We start from the raw sequence: 20,087 nt of genomic DNA, 5'->3' as shown, positions 1-20,087 counted from the left end.
TGCGGTCACCGGTCGACGCCTCCCATCACGGGGTCGATGGACGCGACGGCGACGATGACGTCGGCGACCTGGCCGCCCTCGCACATCGCCGCCATGGCCTGCAGATTGGTGAAGGACGGGTCGCGGAAGTGGACCCGGAAGGGGCGCGTGCCGCCGTCCGAGACGACGTGCACGCCGAGTTCGCCCTTGGGGGACTCTATGGCGGTGTACGTCTGCCCGGCCGGGACCCGGAAGCCCTCGGTCACCAGCTTGAAGTGGTGGATCAGGGCCTCCATGGAGGTGCCCATGATCTTCTTGATGTGGTCCAGCGAGTTGCCGAGTCCGTCGGGTCCCAGCGCGAGCTGCGCGGGCCAGGCGATCTTCTTGTCGGCGACCATGACCGGGCCCGGCTCCAGCCGTTCCAGGCACTGCTCGACGATCCTGAGCGACTGGCGCATCTCCTCCAGCCGGATGAGGAAGCGGCCGTAGGCGTCGCAGGTGTCCGCGGTGGGGACGTCGAAGTCGTACGTCTCGTAGCCGCAGTACGGATCGGTCTTGCGCAGGTCGTGCGGGAGGCCGGCGGACCTGAGGACCGGACCGGTGGCGCCGAGCGCCATGCAGCCGGTCAGGTCGAGATAGCCGACGTCCTGCATGCGGGCCTTGAAGATGGGGTTGCCGGTCGCGAGCTTGTCGTACTCCGGCAGGTTCTTCTTCATGGTCTTCACGAACTCGCGGAGCCGGTCGATCGCGCCCATGGGCAGGTCCTGGGCGAGGCCGCCGGGCCGGATGAACGCGTGGTTCATCCGCAGGCCGGTGATCAGCTCGAAGAGGTCGAGGACGAGTTCACGGTCGCGGAACCCGTAGATCATGATCGTCGTGGCGCCGAGCTCCATGCCGCCGGTGGCGATGCACACCAGGTGCGAGGAGATCCGGTTGAGCTCCATCAGGAGCACGCGCAGGACGGTGGCCCGGTCCGGGATCTGGTCCTCGATGCCGAGGAGCTTCTCGACCCCGAGGCAGTACGCCGCCTCGTTGAAGAACGGGGTCAGGTAGTCCATGCGGGTCACGAAGGTGGTGCCCTGCGTCCAGTTCCGGAATTCGAGGTTCTTCTCGATGCCGGTGTGGAGGTAGCCGATGCCGCAGCGGGCCTCGGTGACGGTCTCGCCGTCGATCTCCAGGATCAGCCGCAGCACGCCGTGCGTGGACGGGTGCTGGGGACCCATGTTGACGATGATGCGTTCGTCGTCCGACGTGGCGGCGGACTCGACGACCTCGTCCCAGTCGCCGCCGGTGACCGTATATACAGTCCCCTCGGTCGTGGCGCGGGGCGTGGCGTGGGGAGTTGCGTGGGGAGTGGTCATCAGCTGTACGACCTCCGCTGGTCCGGAGCCGGGATCTGGGCGCCCTTGTACTCGACGGCGATGCCGCCGAGCGGGTAGTCCTTGCGCTGCGGGAAGCCCTGCCAGTCGTCCGGCATCATGATCCGCGTCAGGGCGGGGTGCCCGTCGAAGATCAGCCCGAAGAAGTCGTAGGTCTCGCGCTCGTGCCAGTCGTTGGTCGGGTAGACCCCGACGAGGGACGGGATGTGCGGGTCGCTGTCCGGCGCCGACACCTCCAGGCGGATCAGCCGCCCGTGGGTGAGCGAGCGCAGGTGGTAGACCGCGTGCAGTTCGCGTCCCTTGTCGCCCAGGTAGTGGACGCCGCTGACACCCGTACAGAGCTCGAAGCGCAGGGCGGGGTCGTCGCGCAGGGTGCGGGCGACCTGGACCAGGTGCTCGCGGGCGACGAAGAAGGTGATCTCGCCCCGGTCGACGACCGTCTTCCCGATGGCGTTGGCCGGCAGCAGGTCCTGTTCCTCCAGGGCCCCTTCCAGCTCGTCGGCGACCTCGTCGAACCAGCCGCCGTACGGCCGGGAGGTGGCCCCCGGCAGGGTCACCGTGCGGACGAGTCCGCCGTAGCCGGAGGTGTCACCGCCGTTGTTGGCGCCGAACATGCCCTTGCGTACGCCGATGACCTCACCGGAGTCGTCGCGCGGGACGGGCACCTGCCCGCTGTTGTCGTTCTGCTCGTCGCTCATCGCAGCAGCCCCTTCATCTCGATCAGGGGGAGTGCGTTGAGCGCCGCCTCCTCCGCCTCGCGGGCGGCCTCCTCCGCGTTGACCCCGAGCTTGGAGCCCTGGATCTTCTGGTGGAGCTTGAGAATGGCGTCGATCAGCATCTCGGGGCGCGGCGGGCACCCCGGCAGATAGATGTCTACCGGGACAATATGATCAACACCCTGAACAATGGCGTAATTGTTGAACATTCCACCCGATGACGCGCAAACCCCCATGGAAATGACCCACTTGGGGCTGGGCATCTGGTCGTAGACCTGCCGCAGGACGGGTGCCATCTTCTGGCTGACCCGCCCTGCCACGATCATCAGATCCGCCTGCCGCGGCGATCCGCGGAAGACCTCCATCCCGAAACGGGCCAGGTCGTACCGTCCCGCGCCGGTCGTCATCATCTCGATGGCGCAGCAGGCGAGGCCGAAGGTGGCGGGGAAGACGGAGGATTTCCGTACCCAGCCGGCGGCCTGCTCGACGGTGGTCAGCACGAAGCCGCTCGGCAGCTTCTCTTCGAGTCCCATGGTGTGCCCCTCAGCCCCTCAGTCCCATTCCAGGCCGCCCCGGCGCCACACATACGCGTAGGCGACGAAGACGGTGAGCACGAAGAGCAGCATCTCCACGAGCCCGAAGATCCCCAGGGCGTCGAAGGTGACCGCCCAGGGATAGAGGAAGACGATCTCGATGTCGAAGACGATGAACAGCATCGCCGTCAGGTAGTACTTGATGGGGAAACGGCCGCCTCCGGCTGGAGTGGGGGTGGGTTCGATACCGCACTCGTACGCTTCGAGCTTTGCCCGGTTGTACCGCTTGGGGCCGATAAGCGTGGCCATGACCACGGAGAAGATCGCAAACCCTGCCCCGAGGGCGCCGAGCACGAGGATGGGCGCGTAGGCATTCACGCTCCTCGCTCCTTCCAGTCGTCCTTGACCGTTGGACCGCATCGGGCGACCGGCTCGCCACCTCATCAAGATCGTGCACATGTGAGGCAGTTCACAAGCCCGACTGCCCCGCATCCTATGCCTGCCGTCCTGTGATCTGCGACACGGGGTACAGCAACGTCTTTGTGATCTCCACCACCTGACGAACGATCATGAAGTCGGATGAGCGGTGATCTTCGTACGCGAAGCGGCCGTGCGGTTACGAGACGTGACATCTCGCGGCGTTACCGCTGGTCAAAGGCGTCCGGCTCTATCAATGGACGGCCACTACAAGCAAATTGGCGATGGACACCGAGCCGGTGATATAGGGACCGGCCGCAGTTCGGGGCCACCCGGACGAGGGGTCTCCGGTACCGATGTGGACAATGCGCACGCATTCACGAACTTCCGGACGGCCGCCGGACGCAGGGCGGGCGCGCGGCGGGCAGGTCCCGCTCCGCACGCGGGGCGCGGTCGCGCGGTTGCCTCTCACGGAAGACTCATGCTGTGACCTGCGCCACTCCATACCGGCTTCAAGAAAAGCGGGCTTGGCCAACCGTGTGAACGGATGGTAAGCGACGGGCAATTCGGGCGTATTGAAAGAACGCCGTGATCACAGGGGTGCACAGCCATGCCCGTTTTGCCCGTTAGGGCGTCAATAAGGGCCCCCAATAAGCGGATTCACAGATTCCGAACGTAACTGTGTCGCAACACACGTTTCTTGATGGGACCCCTACAGCCCTGATAGCGCTAGTACTCATGTCCCACACCGCTCACATACCCAGCCACCGGAAGCCCCGCCAGAGTGCCTCGAAGACGGCGCTGCGGGCAGGAGTTGCCGGTGGCGTCCTCAGCACCATCGCGGTCGCAGGTGCCGCGGGCCCGGCCCAGGCCGAGCCGGTGACCCAGACCATCGAGATGCCCACCATCACGGCCGGGCTCTCCACTTCCGTCGCCGCGTCCGCGCAGGCAACCCAGGCGGTCGCTCTCGACCTCGAGACGCAGGCTCACGAGGACGCCGCGGCCGCCACCGCAGCCAAGACCGCCAAGAAGGCCAAGGCCGAGGCGGTCCGCAAGGCCGAGGCCAAGAAGAAGGCCGAAGCAGCCGCCAAGGCCAAGGCGGAGGCCGCCGAGCGCGCCTCCCGCACCGCCGAGCGCACCACGCTCAGCGCCTCCACGGCCTCCTCCGGCTCGTCCTCCTCGTCGTCGTCCAGCAGCGCCACCGGGTCCGCCGCGTCCGTCATCGCGTTCGCGCAGTCCCAGATCGGCGACGCGTACGTCTCCGGCGGCACCGGCCCGAACTCGTGGGACTGCTCGGGTCTGGTCCAGGCCGCCTTCGGCTCGGTGGGCATCGACCTGCCGCGCGTCTCGCAGAGCCAGTCGACCGCCGGGACCCAGGTCTCGCTCGACAACCTCCAGCCCGGCGACATCCTCTACTGGGGCGGCGCCGGCAGCGCGTACCACGTCGGGATCTACGTGGGCGGCGGCCAGTTCGTCGGCGCGCAGAACTCCAGCACGGGCGTCGTGCAGAAGTCCCTGGACTACGACCCGCCGTCGGGCGCCGTCCGCGTTCTCTGATTCACAAGCCGGCCCGCGGCCCGGTCCACCGGCTCCGCGGCCCCGCGCACGGCCACGGGCCGTCACCCACGCTCAGGTGACGGCCCGTCGTCATGCCCAGGTGCGCGTCACACCCCGGTACGGAGGCCCGCCGCCCGGTCCGCGGCCCGGCGCTGACCGGGCAGCAGGGGCTTCCCCAGCCCGGCAGCCTCCCGGCGCAGGAGCAGCGCCCCGGCCACACAGGTGAGTCCGGCGAGCACGAAGCCGTACGGCGGGGTGGAGCCCGAGGGCTGGGTCTCGTAGACGAGGGCCGCCGAGAGCACGACGAGGACGTCCCGGACCTTGCCGTCGGCCGCCGTCGCGGCGAGCACGGCCGTGCCCCAGAGCAGGTACCACGGCTGCACCATCGGGGAGAGCGCCACCAGGGCCACCAGACCGAGGCCCAGCCCGTGCGCGGCCTCCAGCCGTCCGGCGGCGGAGCGCCGGGCCAGCAGCAGGATCACGGCGACGGCCGCGGCGAGGCCCGCGTTCTGCACGGCGGCCTTCACCGGGTCCGGGTCGGTCCCGGCGAGCAGCCGCAGGAGATGGCCGAGCCCGAGGCCCAGGTCGCTGCTCACCGAGAGCGCGGTGTGGATCCGCCCCGCGACGCCCTGCGTCCCCACCCAGCCGAAGCCGGTCCCGCCGAGCAGCGTCATCAGCACCACGACGGCCCCGGCCACGGCCCCCGGCCCGGCCAGTCCCTTCGCCACCCGGCGTACGAGCCCTCCGCCGGCGGCCCGGCCCACCAGGACGGCCACGAACAGCAGCGCCACCGCCGCGGGGGTCTTGACCATCATGGCGAGCCCGATGAGCACGGACCCGCTGACCCATCTCCCGCGCAGCGCCAGCACGACGCCCGCCAGCATCAGACCGATCATCAGCCCGTCGTTGTGGAGGCCGCCCGCGACGTGCATCAGCAGCAGCGGGTTCAGCGCGCCCAGCCACAGCGCGGCGCCGGGGCTGCGGCCGTGCTCCCGCGCCAGGTGCGGCAGCGCCCAGGCGATCAGTGCCAGCGCCGCCAGGGCGATCAGCCGCATCGCGAGGACGGCGGGCACGATCGTGCCGCCGATCGCCCAGGCCACACCGCGCGCCAGAAGGAGGAAGAACGGGCCGTACGGCGCTGGGGTGTCGGTCCAGTGGCCGCCGACGCTCGCCGCCGCGTCCCCGCCCGGTCCGGCGGGATCCAGCACGGACGGGCCCGCCTCGTAGACGTCATGGCCTTCGAGGACCATCGCGCCCTGGGCGATGTAGCTGTAGACGTCGGCGCTGTAGAGCGGGGGCGCCACCACGAACGGCGCGGCCCACCACACCAGGGTGACCAGGCTGTCCCGTACACCGGCGCCCGTCCGGCCGTACAGCCACCAGGCGACGACGAGCACGGTCAGCCCGCCGTACGCCAGGGCGTAGCCCGCCGCCGTGACCGCGGTGCCGTGCGGCACCCAGAGCCCCCACGGGTCGCGGGCGGGCAGCGTGCCGACGGCCCAGCCGCCCGCGACGGCCGCCGTCGCTCCTGCCGCCCCCAGCAGGCGGTACCTTCCGCCGTTCCCTGTCCCCGGTGCCCGCATGGTCCGCAAACCTATCGCAGGGATCCGGGCGGCCTCCCCGACCGCCCGGACCGCCGGGGGGTGTTCAGGCCTTCGGGGCGACCTTCGAGAGGCCGTTGATGATGCGGTCCATCGCGTCGCCGCCCGTGGGGTCGGTGAGGTTGGCGAGCATCTTCAGCGTGAACTTCATCAGGAGGGGGTGGGTCAGACCGCGCTGCGTGGCGATCTTCATGACCTTCGGGTTCCCGATCATCTTCACGAAGGCGCGGCCCAGCGTGTAGTAGCCGCCGTAGGTGTCCTTCAGGATCTTCGGGTAGTGCTGGAGGGCCAGTTCCCGCTGGGCGGGGGTGGCGCGGGCGTGCGCCTGGACGATGACGTCCGCCGCGATCTGGCCCGACTCCATGGCGTACGCGATGCCCTCGCCGTTGAACGGGTTGACGAGGCCGCCCGCGTCACCGACGAGCAGCAGGCCCTTGGTGTAGTGCGGCTGCCGGTTGAAGGCCATCGGGAGCGCGGCCCCGCGGATCGGCATCGTCATGTTCTCCGGGGTGTAGCCCCAGTCCTCCGGCATCGAGGCGCACCAGGCCTTGAGCACCTCGCGCCAGTCGAGCTCCTTGAAGGCGGAGGACGAGTTGAGGATGCCGAGGCCGACGTTGGAGGTGCCGTCGCCCATGCCGAAGATCCAGCCGTAGCCGGGCAGCAGACGGTCCTCGGCGCCGCGCCGGTCCCACAGCTCCAGCCAGGACTCCAGGTAGTCGTCGTCATGGCGGGGCGAGGTGAAGTACGTACGGACGGCCACGCCCATCGGGCGGTCCTCACGGCGGTGCAGGCCCATGTTGAGGGAGAGCCGGGTGGAGTTGCCGTCGGCGGCGACGACCAGCGGGGCGTGGAAGGTGACCGGGGTCTTCTCCTCGCCGAGCTTGGCGTGGACGCCGGTGATGCGTCCGGTGCGCTCGTCCTTGACCGGCTCGCCGACGTTGCAGCGTTCGTACAGCCGGGCGCCGGCCTTCTGCGCGTTCCGGGCCAGCTGCTCGTCGAAGTCGTCGCGCTTGCGGACCAGACCGTAGTCCGGGTACGAGGCGAGGTCCGGCCAGTCCAGCTGGAGGCGGACGCCGCCGCCGATGATGCGCAGGCCCTTGTTGCGCAGCCAGCCGGCCTCTTCGGAGATGTCGATGCCCATGGAGACGAGCTGCTTGGTGGCGCGCGGCGTGAGGCCGTCGCCGCAGACCTTCTCGCGCGGGAAGGCCGTCTTCTCCAGCAGGAGGACGTCGAGTCCGGCCTTGGCGAGGTAGTACGCGGTCGTGGAGCCGGCTGGGCCCGCTCCGACGACGATCACGTCCGCGCTGTGCTCGGAGAGGGGCTCGGTCACGGTCGGATCTCCCGAAGACTCGAATTCGCGTGCCGCGCGGCACATGTCGCGTGCAGTCTATGGGTGCCTGCTGATCAACCTCCCGAAGGGCTCCCCGATGCCGCTCGTGCCTGACACCGCCCCGTCCGTACATCTGCGTGTCCCCACCGACGAGGACGCCCTGGCCTGGTACCGCGTCTTCGACGACCCGGAGGTGATGGAGTTCCACGGCGGACGCGCGGCGGAGTACTCCGTGTACGAGGAGTTGACCGCCCGCCAGCGCCGGCACGACGCGGAGCTGGGCCACTGTCTGTGGACCGTGCTGGACGACGCCGGTGCGGTGCTCGGCTTCACGGGCGCCCAGCCGTGGCCGCACGAGTCGTTCGGGCCGGTCGGTGAGATAGAGATCGGCTGGCGGCTGGGCCGGTCCGCGTGGGGGCACGGTTACGCGACGGCCGCCGGGCGGGCCACGCTGGAGCGGATGAGGGCGCTCGGGGTGCCGGAGGTGGTGGCGATGATCAACACACGGAACGCCCGCTCGGTGGCGGTGGCCGTACGCCTCGGCATGCGGCAGGCCGAGACGTACACCTCCCCGGTCTCGAAGCAGGAGGCGTACTGCTTCCGGCTGGAGCTCTGAACCCTCGCGGGGCCGGGCGCGTCAGGCGCGTACGCCCCGGTGGAGCGCCACCACTCCGCCGGTGAGGTTGCGCCAGGCCACGTCCGACCAGCCGGCCTTCTGCAGCAGTGTCGCGAGGCCGGCCTGGTCGGGCCAGGCGCGGATCGACTCGGCGAGGTAGACGTAGGCGTCCGGGTTGGAGGACACGGCCCGCGCCACCGGCGGCAGCGCGCGCATCAGGTACTCCGTGTAGACGGTCCGGAAGGGCGTCCAGGTCGGCTGGGAGAACTCGCAGATCACCACGCGCCCGCCCGGCCTGGTGACCCGGTACAGCTCGCTCAGCGCGGCGCCGGTGTCCTGGATGTTGCGCAGCCCGAAGGAGATCGTGACCGCGTCGAACGTCTCGTCCTTGAACGGGAGCTTCGTGCCGTCGCCCGCGGTGAAGGGCATCCACGGGTGGCGTTCCTTGCCGACCCGGAGCATCCCGATGGAGAAGTCGCAGGGCACCACGTAGGCGCCGGCCCGCGCGAAGGGCTGCGAGGAGGTGGCCGTGCCGGCCGCCAGGTCGAGGATCTTCTGGGCCGGGCGGGCGTCGACGGCCCGGGCGACCTCCTTGCGCCAGAGCCGTGCCTGGCCGAGCGACAGCACGTCGTTGGTGAGGTCGTAGTTCGCCGCCACGTCGTCGAACATCGAGGCGACTTCGTGCGGCTGCTTGTCCAGGGAGGCTCGGGTCACCCTCCCATTCAAGCAGCCCCCCTCCCGGTCCCCTGAGGCGGCGTGCGGCCGGGGCGTGCCGGGCCGCCCGCGCCCTCCTCTCCGTCCTCGTCGCCGATTCCGGGAACAGCACCGCCCTGATCGACGTCTCACCGGGCGAGGAGAAAGGGGTTTCCGTCACGGTGCCCACCCGGCGGCTCCCGGGCGGGGCGGAAGATCATCCGCCCTGGACGACCACACCGCGACCACGGATACTCACCAGAACATGCACAGTGACGACACACATCGAACACGGAGCACGACAGGCCCACGCCGGGCGGCCGGGAGGCGCGCCGCGGGTTCCGGGCCCTCCCGCACACGGTCCCGGAGGCGTTCCGTGGCACGCCGAAGACAGATACGGCGCAGGCGCGCGACCCTCACCGGGGGCGCGGTGGTCGTGGTGGCGGCCGTGGCGGCGTTCCTCCAGGCCGACCCGCCGTGGCAGGACGACGGCGCGGCGGTCGCGGCCGACCGGGCCACCTCGTCGCCCGCCCCGGCCCGGGCCTCTCCGGAGGCGGCCGCACCGAAGGCGTCGGTGTCCCCCGGGGCTTCGGTGTCCGCCGAGGCCCCGGCGGACACCGAGGAACCCGTCGACCCGGACTCCGTACCGCAGTCGGGTCCCGGCACCTTCACCGTGGCCCGCGAGGGCGTCTCCTCCGGCGGCGGCAGCCGCTACCGCGTGGAGGTCGAGGACGGCATCGGCGTGGACCCGGACAGCGCCGCCGAGGACGTGGCGGCGATACTCGCCGACCCCCGGGGCTGGAGCAAGGGCGGGACCCGCACCTTCCGTCAGGTCGACGACGGCTCGGCCGGGCTGGTCATCAAGATAGGGACGCCGAAGACCACCGACCGGCTCTGCGGGCAGTACGGACTGAACACCGGGGGCGAGGTGAACTGCCGGGGCGGGAAGAACGTCATGGTCAACCTGGCCCGGTGGCAGCTGGGTTCCCCCACCTTCGACGGTCCGGCGACCGAGTACCGCGCCCTGATCATCAATCACGAGGTGGGCCACTGGCTCGGGCACGGCCATGAGACCTGCCCCGGCGCCGGCAAGCCGGCCCCCGCGATGATGCAGCAGATCAAGGGGCTCAAGGGCTGCGTCTCCAACGCCTGGCCGTACGACGACAAGGGCCGCTACCTGGGCGGCCCGTCCGCGCCGTAGACCGCCCCGGCGCCGGCCGCGCTCACCGCCGCCGGTGGACCAGCCGCCCGCCGAGCACCGTGGCGACGCAGGTCCCGGCGCCGGCCGCGGCCAGCGCCGCCTCGTCGGGTACGTCGAAGACCGCGAGGTCGGCGCGGCCGCCGACGGTGAGCGGGCCGTGCACGGATCCCGGCAGGTCGCCCCCGTGGACGAACGGATCGAGGTCCGGCGCGTCCAGGAGCCCGCCGGGAGGCCCGGGGACCGCCGTGAGGCCCGAGCGGGCCACGGCGGTGCGTACGGCGTGGTCGTCGAACGGGCCCGCCACGTGGGTGGTGCCGTGGCGCAGCATGCGCTGGAGCCCCCGGCGTACGCTGCCGGCCCGGCGCGGCTCGTCCATCCGCCCGGCCAGGGCCTCGAAGTCCGCCCCGGTGAGGGGCTGTTCGCCGAGCTCGTCCGCCTCGCGCGGGTCGGGGTGGTAGCAGCGGGTCAGCAGGGGCACGCCGTCCCACTGGCGCAGGCCCGGCGTGAGGACGCCCGGCCACCGCCGGACCCGGGCCGTGGGGTGCGCGGCCGTCACCTCGTCGTACGGTCCGAGGGCCACGATCCGGTCGCCGTCCACCGCGACGGCGCCGCCCTCGACGCCTGCCGCGCCGACCGGGAGGACCAGCGGCGCGGCGTGAACGGTCAGCACGGGCGGATCAGTTGACGTCGAGGAGCTTGAGCTCGGGGTGCGCCGTGCCGCCCGCGATCGCGGTGGACGAGATGTGCGAGACGACGCGCTCGTCGACCGGGTCGTTCGCCGGGTCGTCGTGGACGACCAGGTGCTCGTACGTCGTGGCGCGCTGGGCGGGGACGCGGCCCGCCTTGCGGATCAGGTCGATGATCTCCAGCCGGTTGGAGCGGTGCTTGGCACCGGCCGACGAGACGACGTTCTCCTCCAGCATGATCGAGCCGAGGTCGTCGGCGCCGTAGTGCAGGGACAGCTGGCCGACCTCCTTGCCGGTGGTCAGCCAGGAGCCCTGGATGTGGGCGACGTTGTCGAGGAAGAGCCGGGCGATGGCGATCATCCGCAGGTACTCGAAGAGCGTGGCCTGCGTCTGCCCCTTCAGCTTGTTGTTCTCCGGCTGGTAGGTGTACGGGATGAAGGCGCGGAAGCCGCCCGTACGGTCCTGGACGTCGCGGATCATCCGCAGGTGCTCGATGCGCTCGGCGTTGGTCTCGCCGGTGCCCATCAGCATGGTGGAGGTGGACTCGACGCCGAGGCCGTGCGCGATCTCCATGATCTCCAGCCAGCGCTCGCCGGACTCCTTGAGCGGGGCGATCGCCGTACGCGGCCGGGCGGGCAGCAGCTCGGCGCCGGCACCGGCGAAGGAGTCGAGACCGGCGGCGTGGATCCGGCTGATGGCCTCTTCGGCGGAGACGCCGGAGATCCGGGCCATGTGCTCGATCTCGGAGGCGCCCAGCGAGTGGATGACCAGCTGCGGGAAGGCCTTCTTGATCGCGGAGAAGTGCTCCTCGTAGTACTCGACGCCGTAGTCCGGGTGGTGTCCGCCCTGGAACATGATCTGGGTGCCGCCGAGCTCGACGGTCTCCGCGCAGCGGCGCAGGATGTCGTCGAGGTCGCGGGACCAGCCCTTGGCGGTGTCCTTGGGCGGCGCGTAGAACGCGCAGAACTTGCACGCCGTGACACAGACGTTGGTGTAGTTGATGTTGCGCTCGATGATGTACGTCGCGATGTGCTCCGTACCGGCGTAACGGCGGCGGCGTACGGCGTCGGCCGCGGATCCCAGGGCGTGCAGCGGTGCCGACCGGTACAGGTCGAGGGCCTCTTCCGGGGTGATCCGGCCGCCTTCGGCGGCTCGGTCGAGGATGGGCTGGAGGTCGGCCTTCTCGGTCACCGGGCTGTCACCTTTCGGCGGTTTTTCAACGGATCTACGGACCGATCCAGCGTACGCCAGCCCCTGCCGGGGTCAGCCGCCGGACCGGCTGAGCGTGCCCTTCGGGTTGCCGGCCGCTTCCTCGTGGGACTGGTAGCGAAGTGTGCCGGACCCCGTGAGCGTGAAGACGAGATCGGCGTCGCCGCCGGTGCACAGGGAACTGTCGGGGTGGTCCGGGTCGGTGCGCTCGCGGATCTTCACCTCCTTCGCCGTGCCGGAGACGAGCTTCCCGACGCCCTTGCAGACGACGCTCGTCCCGAACGCGTCGAGCTGGTGGGTCAGCCGGACCACGTCCTCACCCTTGGCCCCCTCCGTGAACACGGCGGTGACCGTGCCGTGCGGCAGCCCGGTGCGCTCGGTGGCCGCCCCCTTCCACGTACCGGCGAAGGCCCTGGGCAGCGCGCTCACCGGTACGGAGCCCGCGGGGGCCTCCGAGGCGGCGTCCGACGGGCTCTGCGACCGGCCGGCCGCGGCGTCGTTGCCGTGGCCGTTCTCGTCGCCGCCGGTGAACAGGTCCCCCATGGTCGCGGCGCCCACGGTGACCGCGGCAAGCGCGCCCGCGACGGCCAGGGCGACCGTGCAGCTGACCCGCCGGCCGCGGCGCGCGCCGGGCTGCGGGCCGGTGCCCATGGTGACGGCGAGGCGGGCGCCGGGGCCGGGCTTCCCCGGGGTGTCCGCGCCGGCCGGGGGTACGGACGACGGGGCGGGCGGTCCGGACGGCCGGGGCGGCAGGGGCGGGCCGAAGGCGCCGGGCGCCGCGTTGCCCAGGGACGCGCTGCTGAACGGCACCGGCCCCGACTGCACGGGTGCGTCCTGGGGCTCCAGGTCCAGCAGGGCCACCGCCGAGCGGCTGACCTCCCGCACCAGCGGGCCGGGCAGCCAGCCGGGCGCCACGAGTGCGGCGGCTCCGCCGGGCGCGAGCCTGCGGGCGATCTCGACGGGGGCGGGCCGCTCGGCGGGGTCCTTGGCGAGGCACGCGGCGACCAGCTCCCGCAGATCGCCCTCCAGGTCGCCGAGTTCGGGTTCCTCGTGCACCACCTTGTAGAGGAGTACGGCGGAGGAGTCGCCCGGGAAGGGCGCGAGGCCGGTCGCGGCGTAGGCGAGGACCGCGCCGAGCGAGAAGACGTCGGCCGCGCCGGAGATGTCCAGGCCGCGGATCTGTTCCGGCGCCATGTAGCCCGGCGACCCGACGGAGACTCCGGTGGAGGTGAGGGAGACGGTGGCGCCGAGCGCCCGGGCGATGCCGAAGTCGATCAGCCGGGGGCCGTCGAGGGCGAGCAGGACGTTGGACGGCTTCACGTCACGGTGGATCAGGCCGTGCGCGTGTACGGCGTCGAGCGCCTCGCCGAGCCCGGCCCCCAGGGTCCGTACCGCGTACTCGGGGAGCGGGCCGTGGCGGGTGACCGCGTCGGAGAGCGGGGGCCCGGCGACGTAACCGGTCGCGACCCACGGCACGGCCGCGTCGGGGTCGGCGTCCAGGACCGGGGCGGTCCACTGCGCGCCCAGCCGCCGCGCGGCCTCCACCTCGCGGCGGAACCGTGCCCGGAACTGCTCGTCCAGGGCGAAGTGGGGGTGCACGACCTTGACCGCGACGGTGCGTCCGCCCGCGCTGCGGCCCAGGTAGACCCGGCCCATCCCGCCGGCGCCGAGTCTGCCGAGCAGCCGGTAGGCGCCGATGGTGTGCGGTTCGCCGGCTTCCAGCGGCTGCATGCGGTCTCCCCCTGTGGTCCCCGGGACTCGGACGGCAGCCTAGGCGGCGCGGGTCGCACGGTCACGGAGACCCCTTCCGCCGATATCGCCCCTATGGGCACGAAGCAGGGATTTCGCCACACGGAAAGGCGTGAATACGTCGTCCGTCCGCACCGTCCGCGGGTTCACCGGGCGGAAACCGGAAGGCGTTCCGGGAGACACCGGCTATTCGCTCCCGCGCCCCCGGGGAGAGCCACCCGGGCACTCCGGGACAGAACTCCCGGTATTCGTCCCCATTCAAGGGAACGGAATGCCGCGGCCGTGCATCAGGGGGAAAGCGGCCCGGGAAGGGCGCCCGCGGAAGGAAGGCCTCCGAAGGCAGGCCGGGGAAGGCGCCGGAAGGAACGGGCGGGAAGGCGGAAGAAGGCGAGGGAAGGGCCCGGGAAGGTACGGGGATGGTGCGGGATTCACCTTCTCCCTCCCGCACCATTCCCGTACGCCGGTGGTGTCAGCCCCCGAGCAGTTCGACCTTCACGTCCGCGGGGAAGCCGGTCGTCGGGCCGGTCCGCCGGGCGAACTCGCGCACGCCCGCCAGCTGGTCCGGGCCGAAGCGGAAGTCCAGGGTGGTGAAGTAGCGCTCCAGCACCTCCGCGTCGAAGGACTCCCAGCGCGCGGCCTGCTCGGCCACCTTGGTGACCTCCTCCAGCGAGAGGTCGCGGGAGGCCAGGAACGCCTCGTGGACCTTCTCCACGTAATCGGGGTGGGAGGCCAGATAGTCCTTGCGCGCCGCCCAGACCGCGAAGACGAACGGCAGCCCCGTCCACTCCTTCCACATCTGGCCCAGGTCGTGGACCTGCAGCCCGAGCCTGGGGGCGTCGTGCAGGTTCGCGCGGAGCGCGGCGTCGCCGATGAGGACGGCCGCGTCGGCCTCCTGCATCATCAGGCCGAGGTCCGGCGGGCAGGTGTAGTAGTCGGGGGTGACGCCGTAGCGCTCGGCGAGCAGCAGCTGGGCCAGCCGCACGGAGGTGCGCGAGGTCGAGCCCAGGGCCACCCGGGCCCCGTCCAGCTGCTCCAGCGGGAGCTGGGACACGATCACGCACGACATGACCGGCCCGTCGCAGCCGACGGCGATGTCGGGAAGGGCGACCAGCTCGTCGGCGTTCTTCAGGAACTCGATCAGGGTCACGGGACCGATGTCGAGATCCCCCCTGACCAGCTGCTCGCTGAGTCTCTCCGGGGTGTCCTTCGAGAGCTCCAGGTCGAGCAGGGTTCCGGTCCGCGCCAGGCCCCAGTAGAGGGGGAGGCAGTTCAGGAACTGGATGTGGCCGACGCGCGGCCTGGTGCGACGGTCGTCGCCTTCTGCAGGAGAGACGGTTGAATTGTCCACATCGCGAGGCTAGACCTGCCCTCGCCGGCCGGCACCATCGGGGGCGCCCGGAGGGGGTGCCCGAGTGCGGCGCGGGCTATGTCCGTCAGCACTCCGGCGGCTCAATCAAACATCCGGGTGAAGAGATCTTTCCCTCTACCGCTCCCCGCACACTGCGTGCTAGGCTCGCCCGCAAGTTGCAGTTTGGTTTCCCTTGCAGTACAGAGCCTGCGGAGCATGTAACCCGCAGGCTTTTGTAGTTTTCAGACTTGTTTGCAGGTTCTGGAGCAGGGCAACCCTTTGGCCCAAGGAGGGCTTTATGGCTACCGGAACCGTCAAGTGGTTCAACGCTGAAAAGGGCTTCGGCTTCATCGCCCAGGACGGCGGCGGCCCGGATGTCTTCGTCCACTACTCCGCGATCAACGCGTCCGGGTTCCGCTCCCTCGAGGAGAACCAGGTCGTGAACTTCGACGTCACTCAGGGGCCCAAGGGTCCGCAGGCTGAGAACGTCACCCCGGCCTAGTTGCCCGGGTCGGCCGATCGCGGCCGAGTGAGCAGTACCCAAGGAGCCCCGCTCCCCCGCTTCGGCGGAGGAACGGGGCTCCTGCCTTTTCCGTCCCGGTGTCCCGGTGTCGCGAAAGGGCCCGGCCTTTTTCGCGAGGGCCCGTGTCAGAGCCCCGAGGCCGCCCGGGCCCTGACGGCGTCCGCCGGGTCCCAGCCCTCCCGTGGCACCGAGGCCAGCAGCAGCCCGGTGTAGGGGTCCTGCGGGCCGGCCAGCACCCCGGCCGTCGGCCCCTGCTCCACGACGGTGCCGCGGCGCATGACCAGCACCTCGTCCGTGAGGTGCTGGACGACCGCCAGGTCATGGCTGACGAAGACCAGCGCGACCCCGGTGTCCCGCCGGATCTCGGTGAGCAGCGCCAGGATCTGCGCCTGGATGGAGACGTCCAGCGCGGCCACGGCCTCGTCGAGGACCAGCACCCTGGGGTCGACCGCCAGGGCCCGCGCGATGGCCAGGCGCTGGCGCTGCCCGCCGGAGAGGCCGTGCGGCAGCGCCCCCGCCTCGCGGTGCCCGAGGCCCACCCGGTCGAGCAGGCCGTCGGCGAGCGCCTCGTCCCTGCCGTGCAGCCGCAGGGCCGTGGTCAGGCACCGGCGGGCGGTGAGGCGCGGGTCGAGCGAGACGTACGGGTCCTGGAAGACGATCTGGATCTCCCGGGCCCTGGCCAGCCGGGCGGCCCGGCCGCGCGGGGTGCGCGGGGCGCGGGGCCGCCCGGAGACGGTGACGGTGCCCGCGTCGGGGCGTACGAGCCCCACCAGCATCCGGGCCACGGTCGTCTTGCCCGACCCGGACTCCCCCACGATCCCCAGCGAGCCGCCGGCCGGGACGGTGAAGGTGACGCCGTCGGCGGCGGTGTGCCGGCCGCCGCCGGGCAGCGCGTACGTCTTGCGCAGCCCGTCCACGGCCGGCAGCGGCGCGTCCTCGGTCGTGGTCATGGGGTGCGAGGCGTACGCCGACCGCGTCGAGGCGGTGCTGACCGCGCCGCACACCCCCACCGGCATCACGGCGGAGTCCCTGACGGGCCTGCTCGTCGCCGACGCGCTGCTCCTGGCCCTGGCCACCCTGGACGAGACCCGGGCCGTGGAGTCCTCGCACCAGCTCACCGCGCTGCGGGAGCAGTTGCTCGACCCGAAGCGCCGCGGCTGAGCGTGTAGCCCCCAACCTTGTCGAGGGCCTGTGCAGAGCTCCACCCGATGCTGACGAGCCCGCCCATAACAAGGCAGACTGTTGAGCGCGATACCAGCGGTACCGGGCGCAGCGGAACCGGCACCGGCGGGGCGAGCAGGACAGGGGGCATCATGGACCGCGACAACGGACCTGGCGTGCGCGTTCCGGAGCAACGCGCTCCACGGGAACGGGCGGCCGGCACCGACCTGCGCTTCACCGTGCTCGGCCCCGTACGCGCGTGGCGCGGCAGCGAGCTCCTGCCGTCCGGTTCCCCGCAGCAGCGGGCGCTGCTGGCGGCCCTGCTCCTGCGGGACGGCCGCACCGCCACCGCGGCCGAACTCATCGACGCCCTCTGGGGCGAGGACCCCCCGTCCCAGGCGCTGGCCACGGTACGGACGTACGCCTCCAGGCTCCGCAAGATCCTCGGGCAGGAGACCCTGGTCAGCGAGTCCGGGGGCTACGCCGTGCGGATCCCGCGCGAGGCCCTGGACCTGACGCTGGCCCAGGACCTGGCCGCCGAGGCGGAGAAGGCCCGGGGCGGCGGTGACCGCTGCCAGGCCCGCACCCTGATCAACAAGCTGCTGGGCCTCTGGGACGGCGAGGCGCTGGCCTCCCTGCCCGGCCCGTACGCGGAGAACCAGCGCACCAGCCTGGAGGAGTGGCGCCTCCAGCTCACCGAGACCCGGCTGGACCTGGACCTGGAGGTCGGCTGCCACGCGGAGGCGGTCTCCGAACTCACCGCGCTCACCGCGGCGCACCCCCTGCGCGAGCGGCTGCGCGAGCTGCTCATGGTCGCGCTGTACCGCAGCGGCCGGCAGGCCGAGGCCCTCGCGGTGTACGCCGACACCCGCCGCCTGCTCGCGGAGGAGCTGGGCGTCGACCCGCGCCCCGAACTCGCCCAGCTCCAGCAGCGGATCCTGCGGGCCGACGAGGAGCTGGCCCGCCCCGCCGACGAGCCGGCCCCCGCCTCCGCGCCGCTGCGCCCGGCCCAGCTCCCGGCCACCGTCCCGGACTTCACGGGCCGCGCCCCGTTCGTACGGGAGCTGGGCGACCGGCTCGCGACCGCCGAGGGCTCCGTGATGGCGGTGTCCGCGCTGGCCGGCATCGGCGGCGTCGGCAAGACGACCCTCGCCGTGCACGTCGCGCACCGGGCGCGCCCGCACTTCCCGGACGGCCAGCTGTACGTCGACCTCCAGGGCGCGGGCGCCAGGGCCGCCGAACCCGAGACCGTCCTCGGGGCGTTCCTGCGCGCGCTGGGCACACCGGACTCCGCGATCCCGGACTCGCTGGACGAGCGGGCCGCGCTCTACCGCTCCACGCTGGACGGCCGCCGCATCCTGGTCCTGCTCGACAACGCCCATGACGCGGCCCAGATCCGGCCCCTGCTGCCCGGCACGGAGGGCTGCGCGGCGCTGGTCACCAGCCGGGTCCGCATGGTCGACCTGGCCGGCGCGCACCTCGTGGACCTGGACGTGATGTCGCCCGAGGAGGCCCTTCAGCTCTTCACCCGGATCGTCGGCGACGAACGCGTGCGCTCCGAGCGCGAGGCGGCCCTGGACGTGGTGGCCGCGTGCGGCTTCCTGCCGCTGGCCATCCGCATCGCCGCCTCCCGGCTGGCCTCCCGCCGCACCTGGACGGTCTCGGTGCTGGCCGCGAAGCTCGCCGACGAGCGCCGCCGCCTCGACGAACTCCAGGCCGGCGACCTCGCGGTGAAGGCCACCTTCGAGCTCGGCTACGGGCAGCTGGAGCCGGCCCAGGCCCGCGCCTTCCGCCTGCTCGGCCTCGCGGACGGCCCGGACATCTCCCTCGCCGCGGCGGCCGCCCTGCTGAACCTGGACCTCCACACGGCGGAGGACCTCCTGGAGACCCTGGTCGACACCAGCCTCCTGGAGTCCGCGGCCCCGGGCCGCTACCGCTACCACGACCTGGTGCGGCTCTACGCGCGTGCCTGCGCCGAGCGCGACGAACAGCCGCCGGTCGAAAGGGAACTGGCGCTCTCGCGCCTGCTGGACTTCTACCTGGCGACGGCGGCGGGGGTGTACGCGCTGGAGCGGCCCGGTGAGCGGGTGCTCGACCACTTCGCGCACACCGAGTACCCCGGTCTCACGTTCCAGGTACGTGAGACCGCGCTGGACTGGCTCTTCTCGGAGTCCAGCGGGCTGTTGGCCTGCGTGGCCCAGTCCGCCGGGATCGGTATGCCCCGGCGCGCCGCCGACCTCCTCATGGCCATGGTGGACCTGGGCGAATCCGGTGCGAACTCCCACCAGTTCGCCACGGCGGCGAAGGCCGTGAGCGACGCGGCGGGGACAGCGGGGGACGCACAGGCCGAGGGCCGGGCGCGGACGATGCTGACCCATGCCCTCAGCGTCTCCGGGCGTTTCGCGGAGGCCGAGACCGAGGCCCGGCGGGCGCTGGAGCTCGGCCGGCTGGCCGACGACCCGGTCTCCCTCGGCCAGGTCCCCAATCAGCGGGGGATCATCGCCCTGTACGAGAACCGGCACGCCGACGCCGAGAACCACCTGAGCGAGGCGCTGGCCGCCTTCCGCGCGGACGGCAACAAGCCGGGCGAGGCCTCCGCCCTGTGCAACCTCTCCCGGGTCCATCTGGCCACGGGGAGGACGGCGAGCGCCGTGGACCTCGCCCAGCAGGGTGTGGGCATCTACGAGGCGGACACCTCCGGCCTGGCCCTGCGCCTCGCCAACGGGAAGTACGCCCTGGGGCTGGCGCTCACCGGCACCGGGCGGACCGCCTCCGCACAGGAGGCGCTCACCGAGGCCATGTCGATATTCCGCGACAGCCGCCAGCAGCTCTGGCACGGCATGACGCTGTTCCGGCTGGCCGAACTGCACCTCGCCATCCGTCAGCCCGCCCACGCGGCGTCGCACGCCGAGCAGGCGCTGGCGATCCTGCGCGGCATCGGTGGCGAATGGCGGCGCGCGAACGTGCTCACCACACTGGGCCGTGGGCTCGCGGGCATCGGCCAGACCGACCGCGCCCAGGTCTGCTGGGAGGAAGCCCTCTCGATCTTCGACGAACTCGGCTCGCCCGAGGCCGCGTCCGTACGTGAGCTGCTGGCCCCGGCCCCTGTCGCCAGGGCCTCCTGACCGGCGTTCATCAATCGTTTATCGCCTGACGGCACTCTCTACTCATCGATCCGTCGCGTCGGGGGGCAGACGGATCGGCGAGTGGCCTCACCGTTAGGGTGATCGGCCCCAGGAGGCCCGCCCGGCGATCCACGGGGGAACCGCCGGGCGGGCTCCCCATCAGTCACCACCGTTTTCAGGAGCTGAACTTCATGGCCGACAAGAGCGACATCCTCAAGCCCGCAGACGCGCACGCGACCGGCGAGGAGATCACCACCCAGGACG

At 71.8% G+C, this 20,087-nt stretch carries 17 protein-coding genes and 1 pseudogene; 6 read left to right on the top strand and 12 right to left on the bottom strand.

What is annotated here, in order from left to right; all coding sequences use genetic code 11:
• Positions 1–5: 5 nt before the first annotated feature.
• The 4 genes from JKV81_RS25575 to JKV81_RS25560 are packed head-to-tail and all read right to left on the bottom strand — an operon-like array spanning position 6 to position 2,985.
• Positions 6–1,340: an NADH-quinone oxidoreductase subunit D gene (locus tag JKV81_RS25575; RefSeq protein ID WP_202077994.1), complete on the bottom strand. Its 1,335-nt coding sequence runs from the start codon at positions 1,338–1,340 to the stop codon at positions 6–8.
• Positions 1,340–2,056: an NADH-quinone oxidoreductase subunit C gene (locus JKV81_RS25570; protein ID WP_202077993.1), complete on the bottom strand. Its 717-nt coding sequence runs from the start codon at positions 2,054–2,056 to the stop codon at positions 1,340–1,342. Before JKV81_RS25570 ends, JKV81_RS25575 begins: the two co-directional genes overlap by 1 nt.
• The gene (locus tag JKV81_RS25565) at positions 2,053–2,607 is read right to left on the bottom strand and encodes a NuoB/complex I 20 kDa subunit family protein (RefSeq protein ID WP_069171248.1); all 555 of its coding nucleotides are present in this window, start codon (positions 2,605–2,607) and stop codon (positions 2,053–2,055) included. Before JKV81_RS25565 ends, JKV81_RS25570 begins: the two co-directional genes overlap by 4 nt.
• Before the next feature lie 18 nt (positions 2,608–2,625).
• Complete coding sequence (locus JKV81_RS25560; protein ID WP_003992243.1) at positions 2,626–2,985, bottom strand: NADH-quinone oxidoreductase subunit A; 360 nt, start codon at positions 2,983–2,985, stop codon at positions 2,626–2,628.
• 777 nt (positions 2,986–3,762) lie between these two features.
• On the opposite strand from JKV81_RS25560, the gene JKV81_RS25555 reads away from it, so the two are divergent.
• On the top strand, positions 3,763–4,581 hold the full coding sequence (locus JKV81_RS25555; protein WP_129265015.1) for a C40 family peptidase: 819 nt from the start codon (positions 3,763–3,765) through the stop codon (positions 4,579–4,581).
• Positions 4,582–4,688: 107 nt separating this feature from the next.
• On the opposite strand, the gene mptB is transcribed toward JKV81_RS25555, so the two are convergent.
• Complete coding sequence (gene mptB / locus JKV81_RS25550) at positions 4,689–6,164, bottom strand: polyprenol phosphomannose-dependent alpha 1,6 mannosyltransferase MptB (protein ID WP_202077991.1); 1,476 nt, start codon at positions 6,162–6,164, stop codon at positions 4,689–4,691.
• Between the two features lie 64 nt (positions 6,165–6,228).
• Positions 6,229–7,512, bottom strand: coding sequence for a geranylgeranyl reductase family protein (locus tag JKV81_RS25545; RefSeq protein ID WP_129265013.1), 1,284 nt, complete (start codon positions 7,510–7,512; stop codon positions 6,229–6,231).
• Positions 7,513–7,609: 97 nt separating this feature from the next.
• Here JKV81_RS25545 and JKV81_RS25540 point away from each other — a divergent pair, with 97 nt between their 5' ends.
• Positions 7,610–8,128 (top strand): GNAT family N-acetyltransferase, encoded by a 519-nt coding sequence (locus JKV81_RS25540; protein ID WP_129265012.1) that lies wholly within the window; start codon positions 7,610–7,612, stop codon positions 8,126–8,128.
• Between the two features lie 21 nt (positions 8,129–8,149).
• On the opposite strand, the gene JKV81_RS25535 is transcribed toward JKV81_RS25540, so the two are convergent.
• On the bottom strand, positions 8,150–8,842 hold the full coding sequence (locus JKV81_RS25535) for a demethylmenaquinone methyltransferase (RefSeq protein WP_129265011.1): 693 nt from the start codon (positions 8,840–8,842) through the stop codon (positions 8,150–8,152).
• 244 nt (positions 8,843–9,086) lie between these two features.
• Here JKV81_RS25535 and JKV81_RS25530 point away from each other — a divergent pair, with 244 nt between their 5' ends.
• Positions 9,087–10,022: a DUF3152 domain-containing protein gene (locus JKV81_RS25530; RefSeq protein ID WP_202077987.1), complete on the top strand. Its 936-nt coding sequence runs from the start codon at positions 9,087–9,089 to the stop codon at positions 10,020–10,022.
• Positions 10,023–10,044: 22 nt separating this feature from the next.
• Here the strand turns inward: JKV81_RS25530 and JKV81_RS25525 are convergent, their stop codons facing one another.
• The 4 genes from JKV81_RS25525 to JKV81_RS25510 all read right to left on the bottom strand — a co-directional run bounded on the left by JKV81_RS25525 (position 10,045) and on the right by JKV81_RS25510 (position 15,014).
• Entirely contained in the window at positions 10,045–10,692 is a 648-nt protein-coding gene (locus JKV81_RS25525) for an amidohydrolase family protein (protein ID WP_129265009.1), read from the bottom strand.
• A gap of 7 nt (positions 10,693–10,699) precedes the next feature.
• Positions 10,700–11,899, bottom strand: a complete 1,200-nt coding sequence (gene mqnC / locus JKV81_RS25520) for a cyclic dehypoxanthinyl futalosine synthase (protein WP_099173936.1) — start codon at positions 11,897–11,899, stop codon at positions 10,700–10,702.
• A 72-nt stretch (positions 11,900–11,971) separates the two neighbouring features.
• Entirely contained in the window at positions 11,972–13,648 is a 1,677-nt protein-coding gene (locus tag JKV81_RS25515; protein WP_129265008.1) for a serine/threonine-protein kinase, read from the bottom strand.
• 487 nt (positions 13,649–14,135) lie between these two features.
• Entirely contained in the window at positions 14,136–15,014 is an 879-nt protein-coding gene (locus tag JKV81_RS25510) for a menaquinone biosynthetic enzyme MqnA/MqnD family protein (protein WP_129265007.1), read from the bottom strand.
• 298 nt (positions 15,015–15,312) lie between these two features.
• Between JKV81_RS25510 and JKV81_RS25505 the strand changes: the two genes are divergently transcribed.
• On the top strand, positions 15,313–15,516 hold the full coding sequence (locus JKV81_RS25505) for a cold-shock protein (RefSeq protein WP_003967102.1): 204 nt from the start codon (positions 15,313–15,315) through the stop codon (positions 15,514–15,516).
• Positions 15,517–15,662: 146 nt separating this feature from the next.
• Here JKV81_RS25505 and JKV81_RS25500 read toward each other — a convergent pair whose 3' ends face one another.
• Positions 15,663–16,487: an ABC transporter ATP-binding protein gene (locus tag JKV81_RS25500; RefSeq protein WP_129265006.1), complete on the bottom strand. Its 825-nt coding sequence runs from the start codon at positions 16,485–16,487 to the stop codon at positions 15,663–15,665.
• A gap of 7 nt (positions 16,488–16,494) precedes the next feature.
• On the opposite strand from JKV81_RS25500, the pseudogene JKV81_RS25495 reads away from it, so the two are divergent.
• Both JKV81_RS25495 and afsR read left to right on the top strand, forming a co-directional pair.
• A pseudogene (locus JKV81_RS25495) lies at positions 16,495–16,698 on the top strand (MurR/RpiR family transcriptional regulator); the annotation flags it as partial.
• 152 nt (positions 16,699–16,850) lie between these two features.
• Positions 16,851–19,823, top strand: a complete 2,973-nt coding sequence (gene afsR / locus JKV81_RS25490; protein WP_202077985.1) for an SARP-family global regulator AfsR — start codon at positions 16,851–16,853, stop codon at positions 19,821–19,823.
• Positions 19,824–20,087: the final 264 nt, after the last annotated feature.

The organism is Streptomyces silvae (genome assembly GCF_016745505.1).
In the GTDB taxonomy this organism is placed as follows: Bacteria; Actinomycetota; Actinomycetes; order Streptomycetales; family Streptomycetaceae; genus Streptomyces; species Streptomyces silvae.
This window is presented reverse-complemented; position numbering and strand designations above follow the sequence as displayed.